The organism is Kitasatospora sp. NBC_00240 (assembly GCF_026342405.1).
Taxonomy (GTDB): Bacteria; Actinomycetota; Actinomycetes; order Streptomycetales; family Streptomycetaceae; genus Kitasatospora.
This window is the reverse complement of record NZ_JAPEMU010000001.1, coordinates 5,565,015-5,585,805: the sequence shown is the minus strand read 5'-3', so window position 1 is coordinate 5,585,805 and position 20,791 is coordinate 5,565,015. Positions and strand designations below refer to the sequence as shown.

Here is a 20,791-nt window from a genome sequence, read left to right as displayed (position 1 = left end):
GGAGCCCGCACTCCGACCATCCATCCAGCAATCTGCACGGGGGAGAAACCAAGGCCATGAGCGCTTCCGAACCTCTTGTCCGCATCGTCCGCGGCTCGCTGAACGACGAGGAACTCGCCGCCCTGACGGCCGTGCTGATGGCCCGCGCGGTCGCCGCCCAGCAGGCCGCCGCGGCCATCGCCCCGGTCGAGCCGATGGCCGGCTGGAAGCGTCTGGAGCGGCGCCAGCCGTACTGGTCGCCGGTCAGCTGGCAGCAGGCGGCCTAACCGCCGCCGGCCCGCCACCCGTACCGTCAACACCGCCGACGCCGCCCGCACCCCTGCGGCACCGGCACCAAGCGAACGGCCCCCTCGGCCCGGACCCCCGGGCGTCGCGGGGGCCGTTCGCGTACCCTGGCGGGCCGGGCCGAACCCCGGGCCGGGCGAATTCCCGAAGACGGCCCGGCGACGGGAAGTTGGCCCCCGTACAATTCCAGCTGCGCGGTTGCGGCTATCCTCCCCAGATCCCCGGGAGACCCGCCGCCCCCGACCGGACGCCGGCGAGGACCCACGACACCTAGGAGGCTCCGATGGCTCGGCAGGCCCGCGCCCTGGCGACCCGGCAGGCAGTTCTCCGCGCCGCGGCCGTCGTGTTCGACAAACGGGGCTACGCCGGTGCCACGATGGCCGAGATCCTGGAGCAGGCGGCCGTCACCAAGGGCGCGCTCTACTTCCACTTCAGCTCCAAGGAGGAGCTGGCCCGGGCCGTCATCGAGGAGCAGTCCACCTGGCTCGCGTCCTGGGTCCCCACCTCGGACAGCCCGGTCCAGACGCTGATCGACCTCGGGTACGCCTTCGCCGACGCCCTGCAGCGGGATCCGCTGGTCCGCGGGAGCATCCGGCTCACCATCGAGCACGGCACCTTCACCCAGCCGCAGACCATGGCCTACCGCGGCTGGTCCGACGCGGCCCACCTGCTGCTGCGGAACGCGATGGACAAGGGCGAGCTGCACCCCGGACTGGACACCGCAGGGGCGGCCGACGTGATCGTCGGCGCCGTGACCGGGATCCAGCTCACCTCGCAGGTGCTGACCGACCGGCAGGACCTGATCCAGCGGATGACCGACCTGTGGACCCTGCTGCTGCCCGGCCTGGTCCAGCCGCACGCGCTGGCCCGGCTGGCCGTGCACCCGCCTCAGCCGGAGGCCGCCGAGCAGGGCTCCAGCCCCGGCACCAGCCCGGCCGCCGGCTGAGGCGCGAAGACCGGCGCCGGGATGAACCCGGAGCCGAGGTCGAACACGCAGGCCGGGCCCGGATCGGGTTCGGGCTCGGGCTCGGGTTCGGCGGCCGGAGCCGGCACGCCTGCCGGGGGGAACACCCCCGACCCGTCCGTCCGGTAGTCCCCGCGCCGTTCGGCCGGCACCAGGGCGGGCAGCGCCGAGGCCAGCACGGTGGCCACCGCCTCCGGGCGGAGCACCCCGGCGTCCGCCCAGGACAGCAGCACCAGACCGGCCGCGACCGCGGTCAGCAGCTCGGCCGACTCCTCGGGGCCGACCCCCGGCCGCAGCTCGCCGGCGGCCTCGGCCACCGCCAGCTGGCGACGCACCATCACCGTCCAGTCGTGCCAGGGGCCGCACCGGTCCGCGGCGGCCGCGCCCGGCGCCGGCCTGCCGCTCTGGGTGCCCTGGCTCAGCAGCACGCCGGCCCGGACCACGATGTCCTCGCGGAGCAGCCGGGCCAGCTCGTGGGCGAGGTCGAGCAGGGCCTGCACGGCCGGTCCGTCACTGCGGCGGGCCCGCAGCACCGCCGTGGCGATGACCCGGCGGGCGGCCGCCCGCACCCCCTCGGCCAACGCCTGCTTGGACACGAAGTGGAAGTAGAGGGCCCCCTTGCTGACCCCGGCGGAGCGGCTGATGTCGACCAGACTCGCCGACTCGTAGCCCGCGTCCGCGAACGTCCTCGCCGCCGCCATCAGCACGGCCTGCCTGGTGCGTCCCGCCCGCTCCTGCTTGACCACTGAAGGTCCCCTCCCTCTCGACCGGCATGGCACAGCCCGACCCACCGCCGCCGCCGGCCGATGGCGCCCACGGATCCTCCGCGGACGATCCGGGGTCGCCCGGCGCGCCGGGGGCGGTGGCGCGGCCCCGGATGTTCACCCGACCAAGGCCCCGCTCCCGCACCCGCCCCCGTCCGCAGGGCGATCTAAACCGCATGGTTGGTTTCTAATCTAACCCTTGCGCAGTAGTCTTCGTGAAGCGGGCGGTGGAGTCCGGCCCTTGCGCTGCCGGTCCGCACCCCACCACAGTTGTCCCATGCCCGGACGGCCCCCGGCCAGCAGGAGAAACCGGGTGGTCTGTATGTTTCTCGTGGCCGCCCGCTCGCGGTCCCGTCGACCAACTCCCGGGAGTGGGGCAAGGAAATGCCGCTGATCGCAGAACTGGGCGAGGACGAGGCGTATCCCGGACCCAGCGCCGGCTACGACTTCCACGAGCGGACGGTCTCCCGGCACCTGGTGCACCGCACCACGGTCTCCGAGGTCTTCCTCACCGGCTGGCAGGCCACCGGCCCGTACGACTTCCTGCTCGGCGCCCAGTGGCCGCGCGCGCACGGCTTCTACCGGCTGCCCGGGGACACCCAGCACGACCCGGTCCTGATGGCCGAAACGATCCGCCAGGCCGGCCTGCTGATCTCGCACGTCGGGTTCGGCGTCCCGCAGGGCCACCACTTCGCGATGGACGACCTGTCCTACACGGTCGACCCGGACGGCCTCACCATCGGTGCCCGCCCGGCCTCGCTGATGCTCCGGGTCAGCTGCCAGGACGTCCGGATGCGGCACCGCCGGCTCGCCTCGCTGCGGGTCGAGGTCCAGGCCGAGCGCGACGGACGCCCCCTCGGCCACGGCTCCGGGCAGGTCTCGGTGATCCCGCCGCAGGCCTACCGGCGGCTGCGGGGACGCGACGGCCTCAACCCTGCCCCGTTGCGACCCGGCACCCCCACCACACCTGCGCTGGTCGGCCGGGAGAACCCCTCGGACGTGGTGCTGACCCCGGCCCGCCAGCCCGGCACCTGGCTGCTGCGGGCCGACGCCCGGCACCCGGTGCTGTTCGACCACCCGGTCGACCACGTCCCCGGCATGCTCGTCCTGGAGGCCGCCCGCCAGGCGGCCCAGCGGCTGCGCCACCCCGATCCGGTGGTACCCGTCGAGGCGATCAGCAGCTTCGAGCACTACATCGAGCTGGACCGGCCCTGCATGGTCCGGGCCTGGCTGGAGCCGGGATCGGACCCGCGCCGGGTGCCCGTCCGGGTGACGCTGGAGCAGGACGGCCGCACCGCCGCCGAGTGCCGCCTGGTGACCGCACCGCTGGCCCCCGCCGCGGCGCTGCTGGACGCGCCGGCGCTGCTCGACGGCCCGGGCTTCCGGGACTCCCGCGGCCAGGGCCTGCAGATCGCCTCCTGACCGGGCGCCGCCCCGCGGCCCGGCCGGGTGCGCTCAGCCCGGGCGGCCGACGGGTGCGGCGCCGGAGCCGACGCCCAGGGCGGCGCGGTACCAGGGCGCGTGGTCCGCGAACCGCGCGGCGAAGCCCGGGCCGGGGTCGCAGCCGGCCGGTGCCCAGAGCCGGGAGCTGTCGTACCAGTGGTCGACGGCCAGCAGCGAGAGCCGGCGCTCCCGGACAGGAGTGGCGCCGCCGAGCAGCTCCAGCGCCCGCGCCATGCTGATGTCCCCTTCGGGCAGCGGGAGTTCCAGTGCGGTGGCCACGGTGGTGACCAGCTCGCGCGTGGTGACCGGGACGGGGTGGCCGGCGTGCAGCACCCGCCCTGCCGGACCCTCTGCCGGACCCTCTGCCGGGCTCGAGGCCGGGCCCGCCGCGAGGTCCGGCCCCGGGCGGACGGCGAGCGCGGCGAGGACGCGGGCCAGGTCGTCGACGGCGACCAGCGAGAGCCTGGCCCGCCCACCGTCCACCCAGTGCGGCAGCCCGCGGATCAGCTGGGCCAGCGCCGGCACGAACCAGGTGTCCCCGGCCCCGTAGATCAGGTGCGGGCGCAGCACCGTACCGCCGGCCGCGAGCACGAGCTGCTCGCCCGCGAGCCGGGTCCGGCTGGTGACCGAGACCGGCCCGGTTGCCAACTCACCCTCGGCGGCCCCCCGGTGGGCGCCGTCGCGGTAGACGGCCGCGGTGCCCAGCTGGACGATCCGGCGCACTCCCGCGCGGCCGGCCTCGGCGAGCAGGTTGCGGGTGCCCTCCACGTTGACCGCGTGGGCCTCCTCCTCGTCCTCGCCGACCCGGACGGCGAGGTGCACCAGGGTGTCCACGCCGTCGCAGAGGCCGCGCAGCGAGGCCCGATCGGTGAGGTCGCCCCGGGCGTGCTCCGGCCGCGGCAGGGCCCCGGCCGCAGGCCCGGCATCGGCCCCGTCCGGCACCGGCCGCCGGTGGGTCAGCAGCCGTAGGACGGACGGCCGCGAGGCCTCCGCGTCCGCCCGGTGCAGGGCTCGGCGGAGCTCGCGGGCCGTCCAGCCGCCGGTGAAGCCGGCTACTCCGGTCAGCAGGACGGTCCGGGCGGTGCTTCCCATCGGCGTACGCCTCTCGCTCTCCGCCGCCGGGCGGCCCGTCGGGTCAGGTCGGTCGGACGGTCCGGTCGGGACGGTCCGGTCGCCCGGAAGGGCCAGGACGGCCCGTCAGGTCGGGGCGGGGGCCGTCCGGGCCCGGGGCGGCAGGGTCGGCCGGTCAGGCCGCGGCCAGGGCCGCGGGACGGCCCGCGTGCATCACGCTGAGGTTGGCGGCGAGCCGGTTCGGGTCCTGGGTGAGCCAGAGCCGCAGGGTGGCCCCCAGCATGGCGCTGGCGGAGCCGATCCGCACCCCGGTGACCTGGGCCACCCGGGCCGCGCCGGGGACGAGCAGATCGGCCAGCGGGGTGGGCAGCCAGACCGTCAGGGCGCAGGGCGCGGGGGCGGCCAGGGCGGCCAGCAGCCGGTACGCGTCCGCCGGGCTCTGCAGGGTGGGGATGACGTCCAGCAGGCCGTCCGCCACCACCTCGGACAGATCGCTGTGGTGCCCTTGTGCGAGCCTGCGGAGCAGCGTTCGCTCGGCGGCGGTGATTCGGACGGTCACCATGACCTCGTCGCACTCCATTGCGCGGTCCTCCTCGACGCTCCCGTGCCAGGCCCAGATGCCTGACACATACCCTGCCACAAACTGTCATATATCCGGACACCGCCCCCGGCAGCGTCAGGACGGCCGCGCCGGCGGCCCGGCGGCCACCGCATTCACCGGCACCGGCACCGGCACCCCGCCGTAGGCCCGTTCGGCCATGGTGGCGACCATCAGCGGGAAGGACGCCGGCGGGATCAGGGGCGAGGCCGGGAAGTCCGGCCGCAGCACCCCGTCGGGGAAGAACGCGGCCTCGCACCGGCGGCAGAGCAGCGCCGCCTCCCAGACCGCGGCACGGCGTTGCCCGACCCCGGTCTCCCAGGCGTGGACGGCCAGCCGCTCCCGGTGCCGCAGGGTCAGCACCAGGTACCGGGCCCCGGCGGCGGCCAGCAGGAGCACCGGCAGGACGAACCCGCTGAAGGCCCGGCCCAGCTGGTAGGAGCTGCTGACGTCGATCCCGTCCGAGGCCGCCGTGTTCACCCCGCCGACCAGCAGCAGGCCGCCGAACACCGCGAGCACCGGGACGGCCCCGCCGAGGTCCCACCGGGGCGGCGGTCCGGCCGCCTCCGGCGGCGCCACCGCCTGCCGGAACGGCTCGCCGGCCGCCCACTCGTGGTCGGCGTACGCCGCCCGGACGGTCGTCACCGCGTCGGCGCGGTCACAGCCGGGACAGCGCGCCCGGTTCTCGGCCATCGGTCCCCTCCCCTGAGAATGCGATGCGGTGGAGCGTGGTGCTCAGGACGACGGCCCGGCTTCCTCCCCCTGCGGAGCACCGGGCCGTGCGAACCGGTCGGCCGTCAGACGCCCGCGTACGAGTGCTTGCCCGTGACGAAGATGTTGACGCCGTAGTAGTTGAAGAGCCAGCAGGCGAAGGCCGCCAGCGCCAGGTAGGCCGCCTTGCGCCCCTTCCACCCGGCGGTGGCGCGGGCGTGCAGGTAGCAGGCGTAGGCGACCCAGGTGATGAAGGACCACGTCTCCTTCGGGTCCCACTCCCAGTACTTGCCCCAGGCGGCCTCGGCCCAGATCGCGCCCGCGATGATGGTGAAGGTCCAGAGCGGGAAGACCAGGGCGTTGATCCGGTACGAGAGCTTGTCCAGGGTGGACGCGGCGGGCAGCCGCTGCCAGACCGAGGCCGAGGTGCGCAGCGGGCCGGTGGTCAGCCCGGCCGCGATCCGCTTGTCGTACGAGTCCTTGCCGAGGTAGAGCGCGGTGGTGATGAAGGCCGCGTAGAACGCGCCGCCGCAGATGATCGCGGTGGAGACGTGGATGGCCAGCCAGTACGAGTGCAGGGCCGGGACGAGCTGCTCGGAGTCGGTGTAGAGCACGGTGGTCGCCACGCCCAGGGTCAGCAGACCGGCCACCATCACCGGCAGGCCGAGCCAGCGGGCCTGCTTCTTCGCCGCCAGCAGGGCCAGGAAGGCCAGCACCATGGTGAGCGCGAAGGCGCACGAGAACTCGTACATGTTGCCCCACGGCCAGCGGGTCACCGACAGGCCTCGGGCGATCACCCCGCCCGCGTGCAGCAGCGCACCGAGGACGGTGAGCGAGATGGCGATGCGCCCGGCCAGGTCGGCCTTCTCGCTGCCGCCGGCCGCGCCCGGGCCGTCGGCCTCCTCGCCCTCCTCGCGGCCGCTGGTGACGACCGTCGCGCCCTCGCCCGCGAGGGCGGTGCGGGTCAGCGTGGTGGTGCCGCCGCCGGCCGCGGCCACCGTGACGGTGACCTTCTTGGCCGCCTTCGCGGGCGTGCCGACGGCGGCCGCGGCCACCGTCTCGGCGAGGCTGGACTGCTCGGAGGAGCGGACGGCGACCGCGCCCTTGCTGCCGAAGGTCCACTCGAACATGTAGGCGAACATGCCGAAGAGGTACACGGCCATGGCCGAGTAGATGAGCTTGTTGGAGAGGTCGGCCAGGCTGGGGTCGACCGCCGAGGCGAGATGCACCGTCTACTCCTTGGAGTGCGGGTCGGCAGGGACTGCGGGGTCTGGGGTTGCGTCGGGTGCGGATCCGGCCTCGGCCCGATCCGGCCGCGGCTCGTCGGAGGCGGGCTCGTCGAGCGCCGGGGCGTCGTCCTGGAGGTCGACCGCGAGTTCGGCCAGCTCCTCGGCGATCTTCGCGGACTCGCTGCGGGCCAGCCCGGCGAGTTCGACCAGGGTGGTGCCGTCCGGCATGGCGACCGCCCGCACCCAGATCCGGCGGCGCTGCACGAACAGCGAGCCGATCAGGCCGAGGATCGCGCACACCGCGCCGGTCAGGGCGACCGCGTTGCCCGGGCGGTGGGACACGTTGAAGCTGGCCCACTGCTTGTAGCCGTCGAAGGTGACGGTCCCGTAGTTGTCCGGCAGGGTCCAGCCCTGGCCCGGCTTCAGCTTCACCTTGGCGATCTGGCCGTCCTGGGTGAGCTGGGTCATGCCCCGGCTGTCCAGCTGGTAGACGTTCTCCGGCAGGCCGGAGTCGCCGGCCGGGCCGACGTACGCGTTGAGCACCAGCAGCGGGTCCGCGTCACCGGGGAAGAGCGAGCGCGGGCCGGTGCTCATGTCGAAGTTGGCCGGCGCGGTCGGCAGGAAGAAGCCCTGGAAGGCCATCTTGACCTTCTTGTCGTCCTTCTCACTGAAGCCGTAGTCGGACACCTTGACCACACCGGTGGAGGTCAGGTTGCTGTCCTGCGGCAGGAACGCGGTCGGGCCCGAGTAGACCACCTCGCCCTTGGCGTTCTTCACCGTCACCACCGGCGCGTAGCCGTGGCCGATCAGGAAGACCTTGCTGTCGCCGATCTCCAGCGGGTGGTTGACCTCGATGTCGCCCTTGGTCAGCTTCGAGTCGTCGCTGCCCTTCCAGTACCGGATGTGCGCGGTGAACTCGCGGGCACTGCCGACCTGGTCGCCGCTGGTCTGGAAGCGGGAGGTGAAGTTGTCGAGCTTGAAGCCGAACGAGTCCAGGTCGTCCGAGCCGTAGAAGGCCGTGCCCTTGAAGTCGTCCAGCTGCGTCATGGTGTTGGAGTAGCCCTGGCCCTCGATCACCAGCTTGCCGCCCTGGCCGCTGGCCAGGCTCGCCCAGGCGAAGCCGGCCAGCAGCGCGAACAGCGACAGGTGGAAGAGCAGGTTGCCGACCTCGCGCAGGTAGCCCTTCTCGGACGCCACCGAGCCGCCGGCCAGGTTCGCCCGGAACCGCCGCCGGCGCAGCAGCCGGTGCGCGGCCGCGTTCACCGTCACGGCGTCCGCGTCGGTGCGCCAGGCCGCGTACACCGGCATCCGGGTCAGGTTGCGCGGCGCGGCCGGCGGCTGCGCGCGCAGCACCCCGACGAACTGCCAGGTCCGCGGGATGATGCAGCCGGCCAGCGAGACGAACAGCAGGATGTAGATCGCCGAGAACCAGACCGAGCTGTACACGTCGAACAGCTGGAGCTTCTGGTAGATCGGCGCGGCCGTGGTGTGCGCCGCCTTCCAGGCCTGCACCTTGAAGGCGTTCTGGCCGTTCTGCGGGATCAGCGAGCCGGGGACGGCCGCCAGCGAGAGCAGGAAGAGCAGGATCAGCGCGACCCGCATCGAGGTCAGCTGGCGCCACGTCCAGCGCAGCCAGCCGAACGCCCCTATGCCGGCCGGACCGTCCGACTCGGCGGGGGCGCTGGTGAGGCGCTCCGCCGTCCGCTCGTCCTCGTCGGGCCGGCTGACCCCGGTGTCGGTGTCGGTGTTGCTCACGCTCAGATTCCGATCGAGAAGTCGGCGGTCAGGACCTGCATCTGCTGCACCAGCGAGTCCCAGACCCCGGTGACCAGCAGCAGCCCGACGGCGACCAGCATGCCGCCGCCGATCCGCATCACCAGCGGGTAGTGCCGCTTGACCCAGCCGAAGGCGCCCAGCGCCCGGCGGAAGGCCAGCGCGGCCAGGATGAACGGTACGCCCAGCCCCAGGCAGTAGACGGTCATCAGCAGCGCGGCGCGGCCGGCGTCCGCCTCGCTGGTGGAGAGCGACAGGATGGTGCCGAGGGTCGGGCCGATGCACGGGGTCCAGCCGACCCCGAAGACGACACCCAGCAGCGGCGCCCCCGCCAGGCCGATCGCCGGGCGGCGGTGCGAGCGCATCTCGCGCATGCTCAGACCGGGCACCAGGCCCATGAAGGCCAGGCCCATCACGACGGTCAGCGAGCCGAGCACCACGCCGATCGCCCGGCGGTGCTCCTGCAGGGTCTGCCCGAAGTAGCCGAACAGCGCGCCGGTGGAGACGAACACCGCCGTGAAGCCGAGGATGAACAGCACCGAGCCGAGCAGCATCCGGCCGCGCCGGGCGCCGCGCGCGTCGGCGAGGTCGGCGGCGGAGAAGCCGGTGACGTACGAGAGGTAGCCCGGCACCAGCGGCAGCACGCACGGTGAGAAGAACGAGACCAGACCGGCCGCCAGCGCCACCGGCACGGCCAGCAGGATGGCGCCGCTCTCGACGGTGCCGGAGGCGCCGCCCAGCGCGATCAGGGTGGCACTCAACTCTTCTGCTCCGCCAGCACGGGCTTCAGCATCGCCTCGATGTCCTCGGCCTCCAGCGCCCGCATCGCCCGGGCCGCCAGCTTGCCGTCGCGGTCGATCACCAGGGTGGTCGGGATCGACTGCGGGTTGAGGCTGCCCTTGGGGAACTTGAGGATCTGGGTGCCGTCCGGGTCGTACAGGCTGGGGAAGGTGACGCCCTTCTCCTGCTCGAAGCGGACGGCGTTCGCCGGGTCGATGTCCCGGGTGTTGATGCCGAGGAACTGGACGCCCTGGTCCTTGTAGGTGTTCCAGACCGACTGGAGGTTGGGGGCCTCGGCGCGGCACGGGTTGCACCAGGAGCCCCAGATGTTCAGCACCACGACCTTGCCCCGGTAGTCCGAGAGCGCGACCTTGGCACCTTCCAGGGTGGTGCCGGAGATGTCCGGCGCGTCCTTGCGGTGGCCGGCGGCGGCGGTGTCCGGCGCGCCGCCCTTGCCGACGATGAAGCCGGTCTGCGCGTCACCGCTGCCTGAAGACCCGGACGACGAGCAACCGGTGAGGACGAGCGCGGCAGCGGCGGCTACGGCTGCGGCGAGACGGAGGCGGGGACGCGTCGTGCCAGACATGTGAAAAGTTTCGCATGGGACTCCGGGCAGGTTTCGCGGGGTCCGACCTAGCGTGTCGAACCGCCCCTGACCTGCGGCTGCGCCAAGGCGCGGCTGGACGCTCCGGCCCCGAATCGCTTATCCGCCGGGGCCGGGCGCCGCGGCGCCCGGGGGCGGTACGCGTACGGGCCCGGGAGCGGCACGGGCCCGGGTGAGCGCGGTCACTCCCCCGGGCCCGCCCGCGTCAGGCGCCGAAGCTCTTGCCGACCGGCTTGCCCTTGCCGCCCTTGCCCACCAGGTGCGCCGGCAGCAGGTCGCGGGCCGGCTCGCGGTAGCCGACCGACACGATCCGGTCGCCCTCGTAGGTGAAGCTGGTCAGCGAGGCCAGCGAGCACTGGCGGCGGCGCGGGTCGTGCCACAGCCGGCGCTTCTCCACGAACGAGCGGACCGTCCAGATCGGCAGCTGGTGGCTGACGCAGACCGCCTCGTGCCCGCGCGCCGCGTCCCGGGCGGCGGCCAGCGCGCCCATCATCCGCACCGCCTGCTCGATGTACGGCTCGCCCCAGGACGGCTGGAACGGGTTGGTCAGGTACTTCCAGTACGAGGGGTTGCGCAGCGAGCCGTCGCCCACCCCGAAGGTCTTGCCCTGGAAGATGTTGTCGGCCTCGATCAGCCGCTCGTCGACCGCGACGTCCAGGCCGTGCGACTTGCCGATCGGCTCGGCGGTCTCCTGGGCCCGCTCCAGCGGGGACGCCACCACGTGGGTGATGTCCCGCCCGGCCAGGTCCTCGGCGACCCGGTCGGCCATCTGCCGGCCGAGCTCGGACAGGTGGTAGTCCGGCAGGCGGCCGTACAGGATGCCCTCCGGGTTGTGCACCTCACCGTGCCGCATGAGGTGCACGACGGTGATCTCTTTGGCGCTCACTTCAAGTTCTCCTGGCGGGCTGCTGAGTGGTTGGGGTCCGGGTGTTGGGGTCCGGGTGTTCGGGCCCCGGTGGGCGGGTCCCGGTGGTGCGAGGTCCGCGGTGCCGGGTCCGAGGGCGGATCCGGCACCGGCGGGGCCGTACGGTCGGCGGGTCAGGCGGCCGGCCGGGCCTCGGCGGCCGCGCGGGCGGCGGCCGGCAGGGCGGCGGCGATCCGCTCGATCGCCCGCTCGTCGTGGGACGCCGAGACGAACCAGGACTCGAAGGCCGACGGCGGCAGGTAGACGCCCTGCGCGAGCATCGAGTGGAAGAAGCCGTTGAAGCGGTACGCCTCCTGGGTCTTCGCCTGGTCGTAGTCGGTCACCGGCCGGTCGGTGAAGAACACCGAGAACATGTTCCCGGCCGTCTGCAGGCGGTGGGCCACGCCCTCCTTCGCCAGCGCGTCCGAGACCAGGCCGGACACCTCGGCCGCCACCCGGTCCACGGTCGCGTACACCTCGTCGGTGCAGCCGCGCAGCTGGGCCAGGCCCGCCGCGGTGGCGACCGGGTTCCCCGACAGCGTGCCCGCCTGGTAGACCGGCCCGGCGGGGGCCAGGTGGCCCATCACGTCGGCCCGGCCGCCGAAGGCCGCCGCCGGGAATCCGCCGCCCATCACCTTGCCGAAGGTGAGCAGGTCCGGCGCCCAGCCCTCGTTCGCGGCCTCCAGGCCGTACCAGCCGGCCTTGGAGACGCGGAAGCCGGTCATCACCTCGTCCGAGATGAACAGCGCGCCGTTCTCCCGGCAGAGCCGGGCCAGGCCGCCGTTGAAACCGGGCAGCGGCGGGACGACGCCCATGTTGCCGGGCGAGGCCTCGGTGATCACGCAGGCGATCTCGCCCGGGTTCGCGGCGAAGGCCGCCTCGACCGCGGCCAGGTCGTTGTACGGCAGCACGATGGTGTCGCCGGCCTGGGCCCCGGTGACGCCCGGGGTGTCCGGCAGGCCGAAGGTCGCAACGCCCGAGCCGGCGGCGGCCAGCAGCGCGTCCACGTGACCGTGGTAACAGCCGGCGAACTTCACCACCTTGGCGCGGCCGGTGAAACCGCGGGCCAGCCGGATCGCCGACATGGTCGCCTCGGTGCCGGAGGACACCAGGCGGACCTGCTCGACCGGCGCGATCCGGTCGACGATCTCCTCGGCCAGCTCCACCTCGCCCTGCCCCGGCGTACCGAAGGAGGTGCCCCGGGTGACCGCGGACCGCACGGCGTCGATCACCGCCGGGTGCGCGTGGCCCAGGATCATCGGTCCCCACGAGCACACCAGGTCGACGTACTCACGGCCGTCGGCGTCGGTGAGGTAGGGGCCGTTTCCGGACACCATGAAGCGCGGCGTGCCGCCGACCGCGCGGAAGGCGCGCACCGGGGAGTTGACGCCACCGGGGGTGACGACCGAGGCGCGGTCGAACAGCGACTGGGACTGAGGTGCTTCGTAGGGGTAGCTCACTCGCACATGGTCTCAAATCGTGTCCTTCACCTCTGCATGTCGGACCCGATCATCTGGAACGATGATCCGTGTGCCGTTGTCTGTACGGTTGTCCGTACAGCAGGGGCGCCGACTGCTGCCTTGACCGAACCGGTCAGACTGTGCGCACATGCATTGCACAGGGCTTACGTCGCCACCGCCGCGGGCAGTGGTGACGTACGACGGTGTGAACGGGTTGGACGGTACGACGGCGGCCGTGTACGACGGCGCTTGACGGGTAAGGGGCACGTCCGGGAGGGACACCGGACGTGCGGGGGTCTGTCGATTCCGGCGAATTCCGGTGAGGATGGTCCGAGTGTCCGAGGCGCAGGACGGCCACGACGAGATCGCGGGCGGCTCCCGACGGTCCGCGCGGGCCGCGAGCGGCGGTACGGGAGCGGGTACGGGTGCAGGTCGCAGTGGAAGACGGGGTGAGGGACGCGTGGGGGTGACCTACAAGTACTTCGGCGCACCCGATCGCGCCACCGCCGCCAGAGTCCCCACCGCGCTCGGCCCCGGCGGCCTCGGCCTCGACGCCGGCGAGCTGGGCGCCCTCGGCCGCCTCGGCGACCTGATGGAGACCAGCGGCTCACCCAACGGGCATCTCTCCACCAAGATCAAGCCGGAGACCATGAGCGCGATGGTCCTCACCGGCATCCAGGGCGTCCCGCTGCACCAGGTGCCACCGCTGGAGCTCGTCGTCCTGCACCCGGACTACGCGGTCGTCCAGCTGCCCCAGATCGTCGTCGAGCCGCTCCGCAAGGCCGACGAGACCGAACTGGGCGCGGCCGCCTTCATCTGGTCCACCGTCCCGGACCGCCGCGGTCCGCGCGACGCCTTCGTGATCTACAGCATGCTGCACGAGTGGCAGGACTTCGCGAACCGGCTGCACGACGCGGGACACCAGCTGTACTGCCTGGTGTGGCCCTGACCCGGCACTTGGCAGTTGGTTGATCAGCGTCCCCCGTGACGGAGATCCTGGCCCGGATGCCGGATGCCGGATGCCGGATGCCGGATGCCCGAGCTCGGGCCGTGCGGCCGCGAGGCGGTGCGGCCGACTCCCGAGCGTGGGCGGCCGAGCCTCGGCGGCCGGGCGTGGGCAGCCGGGGGCGGGCGACAGTCCGATGGGGGTCCGCCGCTCCGGCCGGCCGGCGAGCCCTGGCCGACCTGCTCCGTACCGGACGACGAGGAGCCCTCGGGCTGCCGGCCTCGGCGATGGTGGCGGTGGCGGTGGCCGGCTCTTCTGTTCACCCTCGCGAGCGACGACGGGACGGAGATCGTGGTCGGACGCTTCGGCGAGCTGCGGATCTTCGCCTGCCCGGCCGACCGGCGGCACCCGTCCCAGGCGGACCTGCACCGAAGGAGCCGCGGACCTGCCGCGACCCGTGGGCTCACCGCGCCCGTTCGACCCATGGCGGTGACGCCACGTCAATCATTGCTCACCGGTACCCCGCAGGCGCCTCGACGGCCGGAGCGGCCGGACGGGCCACCGGTTACGGCACGCCCAGTTCGAAGAGGGCGTAGCCCGCGTACCAGCCCGAGGCGAGGGCGGGGAGCGCGAGGAGCCCGGCCAGGGTGGCCCAGCTGTGCCGGCGCAGGGCGACCGCCAGGCCGATGAAGAGCGGGAAGGCGGGCAGCAGGTAGCGGGAGATGTTGTCGAATATCTGGTTGCTGGCCAGCGCCGCGACGATGGTCAGCCCGGTGTAGACGACCAGGACCAGCGGGGGACGGGTCCGCAGCAGTAGGACGACCAGGCCGGGGAGGGCGATCAGCAGGGCGATCGCGATCAGGTCGGGGACGGGGTTGACCTGCCAGGCGTGCCAGCGGCCGACCAGGATGTCCAGGAGGCTGTGGGCGGTGGCCGAGCCGAAGTCGAAGTAGCGGTTCCAGGCGCCGCGTTGGAGATGGAAGTAGCCGGCCGGGTCGCCGACCTTCCAACCGACCCAGCCGATGTAGCCGAGCAGGCCCCACGGGGCGATCAGCAGGGCCACCAGGGGGCGCACGATGCCATCTGTGCGCCGTACGAGTGCAACGAGCGCCGCGAGGGAGACGGCGGCGATCAGCGCCGCGGCCGTCGGGCGGCCCAGGCCCGCCGTGAAGGCGAGCAGACCAGCGGTGAGCCAGCGCCGGGTGATCACGCAATGGCAGGACCAGGCCGCGAGCGCCACGAACAGCGAGTCCGAGTAGACCGCCCACTCCACGCCCGAGCCGGGGAACAGGCCCCAGATCGCCGCCGCGATCACGCCCGCCCGCACCCCGCCGAGCCGGGCCGCGACGGCGAAGATCCCGGCGGCCGCGGCGAACGACGCCACCACCGCGACCAGCATCCCGGCGCCGTAGGTACCGAGGCCGGTGCAGGCACAGACGATCCGGATCAGCCACGGGTAGAGCGGGAAGAACACCGCCGAGTTCTCGTACAGGGTGGCGTGCGGGTAGCCCTGCAGCGGGATCAGCTGCGGGTGGTACCCGCTGAGGGCGATCCGCTGGTACCAGACGCCGTCCCAGCTGCCCAGGACGTCCCAGGGCCGGGCACCGCCGCCGCGCCCGGCGGCCTTGCCGCTGTAGTCGTCCGCGTAAACGAGCAGGCCGAGGAAGACGGCGAACCCGGCCGCCTTCACCGCCGCGTACACACCGAGCGCGGCGCCGTAGCGGCCGGCCCGGGCGCGTAGCGCCGTCCCTCGCGGGGCACCGGACCATGCCTCGGGCAGGTCCGCGGGGCGGTGCGGGCCCGTGGAGGTGGCGGCCGACGGCGTCGTGTGCGCCAACGCGCCGGACGCCTCGGGCGACGCGCTGATCGGTGTTGTGCTCATGGAACCCTGACTCCGCCCCCGCCGAGGACCGCCGCTGTGTACGCAAGCTGCCGGGCGAGCCTACGGCACGGCCTGCCGCTGCCCGCGGGGGCCTGCCCCGGCGCCCCGGGCGCCGGCGGCCGGGGAGCGCCGGCGGCCGGGGAGCGCCGGCCGAGCTGCCGTACCCGCTGCCGGGGCCCGTCGCCGCCGTGATCGGGGCGACGGGCTGAGGGCGAGCGAGGGCATGCGCCCGGCCGGCTGCCCGCCGGCGGATCAGCCGTGCAGGTACACGATGCCGAGCTTGGTGAGCTGCCACAGCTGGCCGGGGGCGCCGGTGTCGGCGGCGAGTTCGATCAGCTGGTTGCCCTGGGCGTCCGGCGGGCCGGCGGTGGCGACCTTCCCGGTGTCCTGCGAGTCGGCCAGGGTGTACCGGCCGTCGCCGGCCGGCTTGAAGACCCAGTGCTGGTTGCCGCCGCCGTTGCAGCGCCACTGCACCAGGCGGGTGCCCGGGGCGGTGGAGGCGCCGGTGGCGTCCAGGCACATGGCGCGGTTCCCGCTGAAGTCCAGTTCGTAACTGCCGCCGGACTTGGCCTCCAGGACGAAGGACTGGTTCAGCCCGCCGGTGGCCCGGTAGGTGATGGCGGCCCGCCCGTTGGTGCTGTCGCCGTAGCTGCCGCCGCCGGACAGGTCGAGCACCTGGCCGGTGGCGGGGTTGGTGAGCTGGTACCAGGCACCGTCCTCGGGCTTGTCGCCGAACGGCTGCCCGGGGGTGAGGGGTTCGATGGAGGTGGTGTTCTGCTGATCGAGGGTGCAGTACGCCTGCTGCTGGGCGGGCCGGGCGTAGAACTGGCCGAGGCAGACGCCCTCCGCGCGGTAGCCGGCGACCCGCAGGTGGTACGACTGGCGCACCATGTTCATGCACAGGCCCGGGATGCCGATCTGCTGGTCGCAGCCGTTGCGGACCCACTCGGAGAGGTTGATCACGTCGCCGTTGGTGTACTCGTACGGCGAGCTGGTCCACTCCGCGCACACCTCGTGGCCGAACGAGACCCGGCGCTGGTCGAGGTAGCGCACACCGGGCACCTGCTCGGCGGCGGCGCGCAGGGTGTCGCTGAAGACCGGCACCACCCAGTTGTGCCCCCAGGCGAGGTCCTCGGGGAACGCCGGGCAGCCGTCCGCGACCTTGCCGACGTACGTGTTGGTGCGGATGTCGGGCGTGATCGGGTTGAAGTAGGACTGGTGGACCAGCTGGTACGAGGAGTCGGCGTAGCCGGCCGCCCGCATGGTCTGCCGGATGTCGCGCAGGGCCGCGACCACCTTGGGCTGGATCCGCTTCGCCCGTTCGGCGATCTCGGCGCTGCCGATGGTGTCGCGGCAGCCCTGGCTCTGCGGGATCGGGAAGTACTGGCTCAGGCAGTGCATCATGATGCCGCTGAAGTCGAAGTCGTCGTTGGCGCCGATCGTGACGACGACCATCTTGATGTCGTACCTGGCGGCCGCCCGGGCGAGTTGGACGTCCTGCTTGGGTTCGCCGAAGTCGCCGCTGCCGGGGCCGGTGATCTTCGCGAGCTCGGGGTCGCTGACCAGGTCACCGGTCTGCGCGCCGGAGCAGGCGAGGTCGATCGGGGTGACGCCGGGGATGTCGGTGACAAAGATCTCCGACTTGGGGTGGCGGTGGCAGTAGTCGGTGGGGGTGTCGCTGTCGGGGAAGTAGCCGTCGCCGGTGTCGGTGCCGGCGCCCTCCCCCGAGATGGCGCTGTCGCCGAGGGCGACGATCGCGGGCGGGCGGTCCTGGGCGGCGCCGGCGGTCGCGGTGTCGGCGAGCGCGCCCGGGGCGCCGGCCAGGACGAGGGCGGCGACCAGTCCGGCGGTGGCGAGCAGGGCGGCGACGGGGGAGCGCCGGGACGCGGCGCGTCTCGGGGCGGGCGGGAGCGGTGACCTGATCACGCGTTACTCCTTGCGGGGGCGGGGACGCCGACCGGTGGGGGCCGGACGGCGCGGAGCGTGGAGCGTGCGGTTGCCCTCGGCCCGAACTGCCGTCGGCCGAAGGAAATATGAGCAGGCCTCATATTCTAGGTACTGACAAGTAACGCAACAAGGGTCATGACAAGGGCGGGACGGACGCATCCGCCCGCTCCCCGGTGCTGTCCGGCGGCCCCGACGCGAAGGGCCGCCGGACAGCACCGAGCCGCCGCCCGCACCCCAGGAGGGAGGCGAGGACGGCGGCTCGGTGCTGCGCGGAACGAACTGACCGGGTGAGGTCAGCCGACGTTGGCGCAGCTGTTGCCGAAGGCCGGGTTCAGCAGGCCGACAACGTCGATGGAGTTGCCGCAGAGGTTGACCGGGATGTGCACCGGGACGGCGATGTTGTTGCCGGAGGCGACACCCGGGGAGCCGGCGGCGACGCCCTCCGCGGTGGAGCTGGCCATCGCGCTGCCGGCACCGGCCGCAATGATGCCTACCACGGCGGCGCCAACTGCGGCGGTCTTCTTGATGCTCATATCGAGCCTCCTGAACGATCGAAGGGGTTCACAGCTGCACGGAACGTGCGTGATCTCCAACGAGGCCCCGGGTACCGGGTTGCGCGCACCCGGCGGCTATCACCCGTACGGCTTACCCGGCGCATTCGGGTGATCGGAGAACCCGGCCGTTTCCCCCCGGGCGTCCCGTCGTTCTTCCTGGCGGAACACGCTTCATCCGGCCCACTCACGAAACGGGACCCCGACACATGCGCAAGCTCGCCCACGGCGTGCTCGGCACCGCGGCCGCCGCAGCCCTGCTGCTCGGCGGCGCCGCCACGGCCTCCGCCCACTCCTACGGCGCGTCGGCCGAGGGCGTCGCGGCGGGGTCGCCCGGTGTGCTCTCCGGCAACCTGATCCAGATCCCGGTGAACATCCCGGTCAACCTGTGCGGCAACACCGTCGACGTGATCGCGGCCCTCAACCCGGCCTTCGGCAACGCCTGCGCCAACGGCTGACCCCGGGCCACCGGACCGGACGAAATCCGATTCCCCGGACTCCCGGGAGGTCGCCCCGCGTCGAACTCCCGTTCTTCGTGGACGATCTCCTGGTCGCGCCACCGTGCGAACTTTTCCCGGCCGTGTGGGAATTGTTCGAGGGGCGCAAGAACGAAGCGGCCGAGCACCGCCCAAGCCAGGGGCGACACGCGCGACTTGGGCCGCCAGAGTGACAATCACGGCGCACCCCGAAACCCGCGGGCGATGATTCTGATTCGCCCGGATCCCGACAGTCGATCCCGTCGGGAAGACAATGGAGGAAGACCCCCATGCGTAACCTCAAGAAGGCTGCCGTCCTGTCCATCGTCGCGGCCGGCCTCGTGGTCGGTGCGGCCGGTGGCGCTGCCGCCAGCTCCACCGCCGAGGGCGTCGCCGCCGGCTCCCCCGGTGTGCTCTCCGGCAACCTGATCCAGGTCCCGGTCCACGTTCCGCTCAACGTCTGCGGCAACACCGTCAACGTGATCGGCCTGCTGAACCCGGCGTTCGGCAACAGCTGCGCCAACGTCGGCTGAAACGGCGGTCGCTGATCAGGCGACGTCGTTCCACCGAGTCCGTGCCGCACCCCGCCACCGCGGGGTGCGGCACGTCCCCCGTTTGTGATCTAGGAGATCAACTCCCATGCAGAACGTGAAGAAGGCCGTCGTCCTCACCGCTGCCGCCGCCGGCATGGTGCTGGCCGGCGCGGGTGCCGCTGCCGCCAGCTCCACCGCCGAGGGCGTCGCCGCCGGCTCCCCCGGTGTGCTCTCCGGCAACCTGATCCAGGTCCCGGTCCACGTTCCGGTGAACCTCTGCGGCAACTCCGTCAACGTGATCGGGGCCCTCAACCCGGCGTTCGGCAACAGCTGCGCCAACGTCGAGGTCCCGCAGCCGCCGCCCGTCGTCGACGAGGCCGACTGCTGATCACCGATCGGCACGAGTCCTGACCGTACTGCCCCTCGGCCTCCGGCCCTGGGGCAGTACGGCGTCGGCGCTCCACCCCTGCGACCCGCACCACCGAAACACCCGAAGGGTAGGTCCTGATGGCCTTCAAGAAGAGCGGCGCCGGCCTCGCCGTCCTGGGCGCGGCGATGCTGCTGGGCACGGGTACGGCGCACGCGGATCCCGTCACCAACCTCCAGCGGACCGATGTCGTCCCCGCCGTCGGCGGGCTGACCGGCGCCCTCGGCTACGGCGTGGCGCCGGTCAAGGACCTGCGGCTGGACCCGTTCGCGCAGTCCTCCGCCGACGTGCTGAACAACGGGGTGGCCGTGCAGCCCGAGAACTCCGGCCTGACGCCGGTGGCCACCACCACCGTCACCGGACCGCTCAGCGACGGCGGCGGCCCCAGGGACCTGCCCGCGGTCGGCCCGCTGCTGGGCGTCCTGCCCGGCTGATCTCACGCCAGCACCCGGGACACGTCAGGAGCCCGGTGCCCCGCCGCCCGTCCGGGACGGGCGGCGGGGCACCGGGCTCCCGGCCGTGCGGAGGCCCGTACCTGATCAGCCCTTGGCCTGCTCCAGGACGCCGGTGGCGGTGGCCGTGGTGGTCGCGGCGAGGTTCTCCACCGACTCCGCCACCGAGATCCGCTTGTCCGAGCCGCCCAGCGAGGCCTTGGCCCCGGGCACGGCCTGGACGGGGGCGGTGACCAGCTGCGGGTCGATCTCGCCGAACTTGAGCGGGTTCTCGGTCAGCGGCCCGCTGGTGCCCTCGACGTAGCTGACCGGGCGGCCCAGGGTGAGGGCCGGCCCGGCCAGGTTGAGCGGCGCGGCCGGGGCGTCCACCAGGAGGTCGCCGAGGTCGGTGGAGCGGTCGGCGGTGGGCAGCGGGACGGCTGCCTGCAGCTCGGGGCCGACCTTGCCGCCGGCCAGGGCGGGGATGATCCGCTCGGGGACGAGCTGGTTGCCCTGCCCCTTCTCGGGCACGGCCGGCATCAGCAGCGAGGTCGGGATGCCGCCGTGCAGGTGTCCACCGGCCGGCAGCAGCCCGAGGTGGTCGGTCGCGGCACCGAGCGGGACGTCGAAGGGCACGTGCTCGGTGGCCAGCTTCCCTTCGAGGGCGCCGACCTGATCGGGCGTGATCCCGGCGGCGGCGGCCGCGCCCTGGGAGGCGAGGACGCCGGCGCCGACCGCCAGCAGCATCGCACCGGCCCGCTTGGAGAACTTCATGGTATTCACCGTTCTAGCTGGAGATCTTCTGGGGACGGCTGCGTCGCGCAGCCGAAAGCAACTGCTTTAACGAGCCACCGGCGGCCCGGATTGCGCCCGTTAACCGATTCGGCCTAATAATCCGACTGCACGGCCGTTCGACGACGAACCCCGGGCACGATCCACGGATGGTTTTCCAGATTCCGCGTAACCTTCCGGCCCGTCATTCTTTGATCTCAATGTCGCAGCCACGACGATG

The 20,791-nt window shown here is 73.0% G+C and carries 22 protein-coding genes; 8 read left to right on the top strand and 14 right to left on the bottom strand.

Features of this window, described 5'->3' with window-relative positions; translation table 11 throughout:
* The first annotated feature begins 56 nt into the window (after positions 1-56).
* Both OG689_RS23755 and OG689_RS23750 read left to right on the top strand, forming a co-directional pair.
* Positions 57-266 carry an acyl-CoA carboxylase subunit epsilon gene (locus OG689_RS23755; protein ID WP_266322926.1) on the top strand — a complete coding sequence of 70 codons (210 nt, stop codon included), beginning with the start codon at positions 57-59 and terminating at the stop codon, positions 264-266.
* A gap of 302 nt (positions 267-568) precedes the next feature.
* On the top strand, positions 569-1,231 hold the full coding sequence (locus OG689_RS23750; RefSeq protein ID WP_266322925.1) for a ScbR family autoregulator-binding transcription factor: 663 nt from the start codon (positions 569-571) through the stop codon (positions 1,229-1,231).
* Here the strand turns inward: OG689_RS23750 and OG689_RS23745 are convergent.
* Positions 1,174-1,995 (bottom strand): ScbR family autoregulator-binding transcription factor, encoded by an 822-nt coding sequence (locus tag OG689_RS23745; RefSeq protein WP_266322924.1) that lies wholly within the window; start codon positions 1,993-1,995, stop codon positions 1,174-1,176. The two genes, OG689_RS23750 and OG689_RS23745, sit on opposite strands and share 58 nt — an antisense overlap.
* A 402-nt stretch (positions 1,996-2,397) precedes the next feature.
* Here OG689_RS23745 and OG689_RS23740 point away from each other — a divergent pair, with 402 nt between their 5' ends.
* Entirely contained in the window at positions 2,398-3,435 is a 1,038-nt protein-coding gene (locus tag OG689_RS23740; protein WP_266322923.1) for a ScbA/BarX family gamma-butyrolactone biosynthesis protein, read from the top strand.
* A gap of 33 nt (positions 3,436-3,468) precedes the next feature.
* On the opposite strand, the gene OG689_RS23735 is transcribed toward OG689_RS23740, so the two are convergent.
* The 9 genes from OG689_RS23735 to hemL form a co-directional block, all read right to left on the bottom strand.
* Positions 3,469-4,548: an NAD(P)-dependent oxidoreductase gene (locus tag OG689_RS23735; RefSeq protein WP_266322922.1), complete on the bottom strand. Its 1,080-nt coding sequence runs from the start codon at positions 4,546-4,548 to the stop codon at positions 3,469-3,471.
* A 154-nt stretch (positions 4,549-4,702) separates the two neighbouring features.
* Positions 4,703-5,155: a hypothetical protein gene (locus OG689_RS23730; protein ID WP_266322921.1), complete on the bottom strand. Its 453-nt coding sequence runs from the start codon at positions 5,153-5,155 to the stop codon at positions 4,703-4,705.
* Positions 5,156-5,203: 48 nt separating this feature from the next.
* Positions 5,204-5,818 carry a hypothetical protein gene (locus OG689_RS23725; protein WP_266322920.1) on the bottom strand — a complete coding sequence of 205 codons (615 nt, stop codon included), beginning with the start codon at positions 5,816-5,818 and terminating at the stop codon, positions 5,204-5,206.
* A gap of 104 nt (positions 5,819-5,922) precedes the next feature.
* Positions 5,923-7,065 carry a c-type cytochrome biogenesis protein CcsB gene (gene ccsB, locus OG689_RS23720; RefSeq protein WP_266322919.1) on the bottom strand — a complete coding sequence of 381 codons (1,143 nt, stop codon included), beginning with the start codon at positions 7,063-7,065 and terminating at the stop codon, positions 5,923-5,925.
* Between the two features lie 3 nt (positions 7,066-7,068).
* The gene (locus OG689_RS23715; protein WP_266322918.1) at positions 7,069-8,820 is read right to left on the bottom strand and encodes a cytochrome c biogenesis protein ResB; all 1,752 of its coding nucleotides are present in this window, start codon (positions 8,818-8,820) and stop codon (positions 7,069-7,071) included.
* 2 nt (positions 8,821-8,822) lie between these two features.
* Entirely contained in the window at positions 8,823-9,599 is a 777-nt protein-coding gene (locus tag OG689_RS23710) for a cytochrome c biogenesis protein CcdA (protein WP_266322917.1), read from the bottom strand.
* Positions 9,596-10,204, bottom strand: a complete 609-nt coding sequence (locus OG689_RS23705; protein ID WP_266322915.1) for a TlpA disulfide reductase family protein — start codon at positions 10,202-10,204, stop codon at positions 9,596-9,598. Before OG689_RS23705 ends, OG689_RS23710 begins: the two co-directional genes overlap by 4 nt.
* Before the next feature lie 223 nt (positions 10,205-10,427).
* Entirely contained in the window at positions 10,428-11,075 is a 648-nt protein-coding gene (locus tag OG689_RS23700) for a histidine phosphatase family protein (RefSeq protein ID WP_073924755.1), read from the bottom strand.
* Between the two features lie 185 nt (positions 11,076-11,260).
* Positions 11,261-12,586, bottom strand: a complete 1,326-nt coding sequence (hemL, locus tag OG689_RS23695; RefSeq protein ID WP_266322914.1) for a glutamate-1-semialdehyde 2,1-aminomutase — start codon at positions 12,584-12,586, stop codon at positions 11,261-11,263.
* Positions 12,587-13,046: 460 nt separating this feature from the next.
* On the opposite strand from hemL, the gene OG689_RS23690 reads away from it, so the two are divergent.
* Positions 13,047-13,535, top strand: coding sequence for a hypothetical protein (locus OG689_RS23690; protein WP_073924424.1), 489 nt, complete (start codon positions 13,047-13,049; stop codon positions 13,533-13,535).
* A 562-nt stretch (positions 13,536-14,097) separates the two neighbouring features.
* Here the strand turns inward: OG689_RS23690 and OG689_RS23685 are convergent.
* The 3 genes from OG689_RS23685 to OG689_RS23675 form a co-directional block, all read right to left on the bottom strand.
* Positions 14,098-15,414: a hypothetical protein gene (locus OG689_RS23685; RefSeq protein ID WP_266322913.1), complete on the bottom strand. Its 1,317-nt coding sequence runs from the start codon at positions 15,412-15,414 to the stop codon at positions 14,098-14,100.
* Between the two features lie 252 nt (positions 15,415-15,666).
* Entirely contained in the window at positions 15,667-17,340 is a 1,674-nt protein-coding gene (locus OG689_RS23680) for an RICIN domain-containing protein (RefSeq protein WP_266322912.1), read from the bottom strand.
* A gap of 314 nt (positions 17,341-17,654) precedes the next feature.
* Positions 17,655-17,894 (bottom strand): chaplin, encoded by a 240-nt coding sequence (locus tag OG689_RS23675; RefSeq protein ID WP_073924426.1) that lies wholly within the window; start codon positions 17,892-17,894, stop codon positions 17,655-17,657.
* A gap of 227 nt (positions 17,895-18,121) precedes the next feature.
* On the opposite strand from OG689_RS23675, the gene OG689_RS23670 reads away from it, so the two are divergent.
* The 4 genes from OG689_RS23670 to OG689_RS23655 all read left to right on the top strand — a co-directional run bounded on the left by OG689_RS23670 (position 18,122) and on the right by OG689_RS23655 (position 19,782).
* Entirely contained in the window at positions 18,122-18,370 is a 249-nt protein-coding gene (locus tag OG689_RS23670) for a chaplin (protein ID WP_266322911.1), read from the top strand.
* A 308-nt stretch (positions 18,371-18,678) separates the two neighbouring features.
* Positions 18,679-18,921, top strand: coding sequence for a chaplin (locus tag OG689_RS23665; protein WP_073924428.1), 243 nt, complete (start codon positions 18,679-18,681; stop codon positions 18,919-18,921).
* Between the two features lie 106 nt (positions 18,922-19,027).
* On the top strand, positions 19,028-19,309 hold the full coding sequence (locus OG689_RS23660; RefSeq protein WP_266322910.1) for a chaplin: 282 nt from the start codon (positions 19,028-19,030) through the stop codon (positions 19,307-19,309).
* Positions 19,310-19,428: 119 nt separating this feature from the next.
* Complete coding sequence (locus OG689_RS23655; protein WP_266322909.1) at positions 19,429-19,782, top strand: hypothetical protein; 354 nt, start codon at positions 19,429-19,431, stop codon at positions 19,780-19,782.
* Between the two features lie 105 nt (positions 19,783-19,887).
* Here the strand turns inward: OG689_RS23655 and OG689_RS23650 are convergent, their stop codons facing one another.
* Positions 19,888-20,553: a hypothetical protein gene (locus OG689_RS23650; protein ID WP_266322908.1), complete on the bottom strand. Its 666-nt coding sequence runs from the start codon at positions 20,551-20,553 to the stop codon at positions 19,888-19,890.
* Positions 20,554-20,791 lie beyond the last annotated feature (238 nt).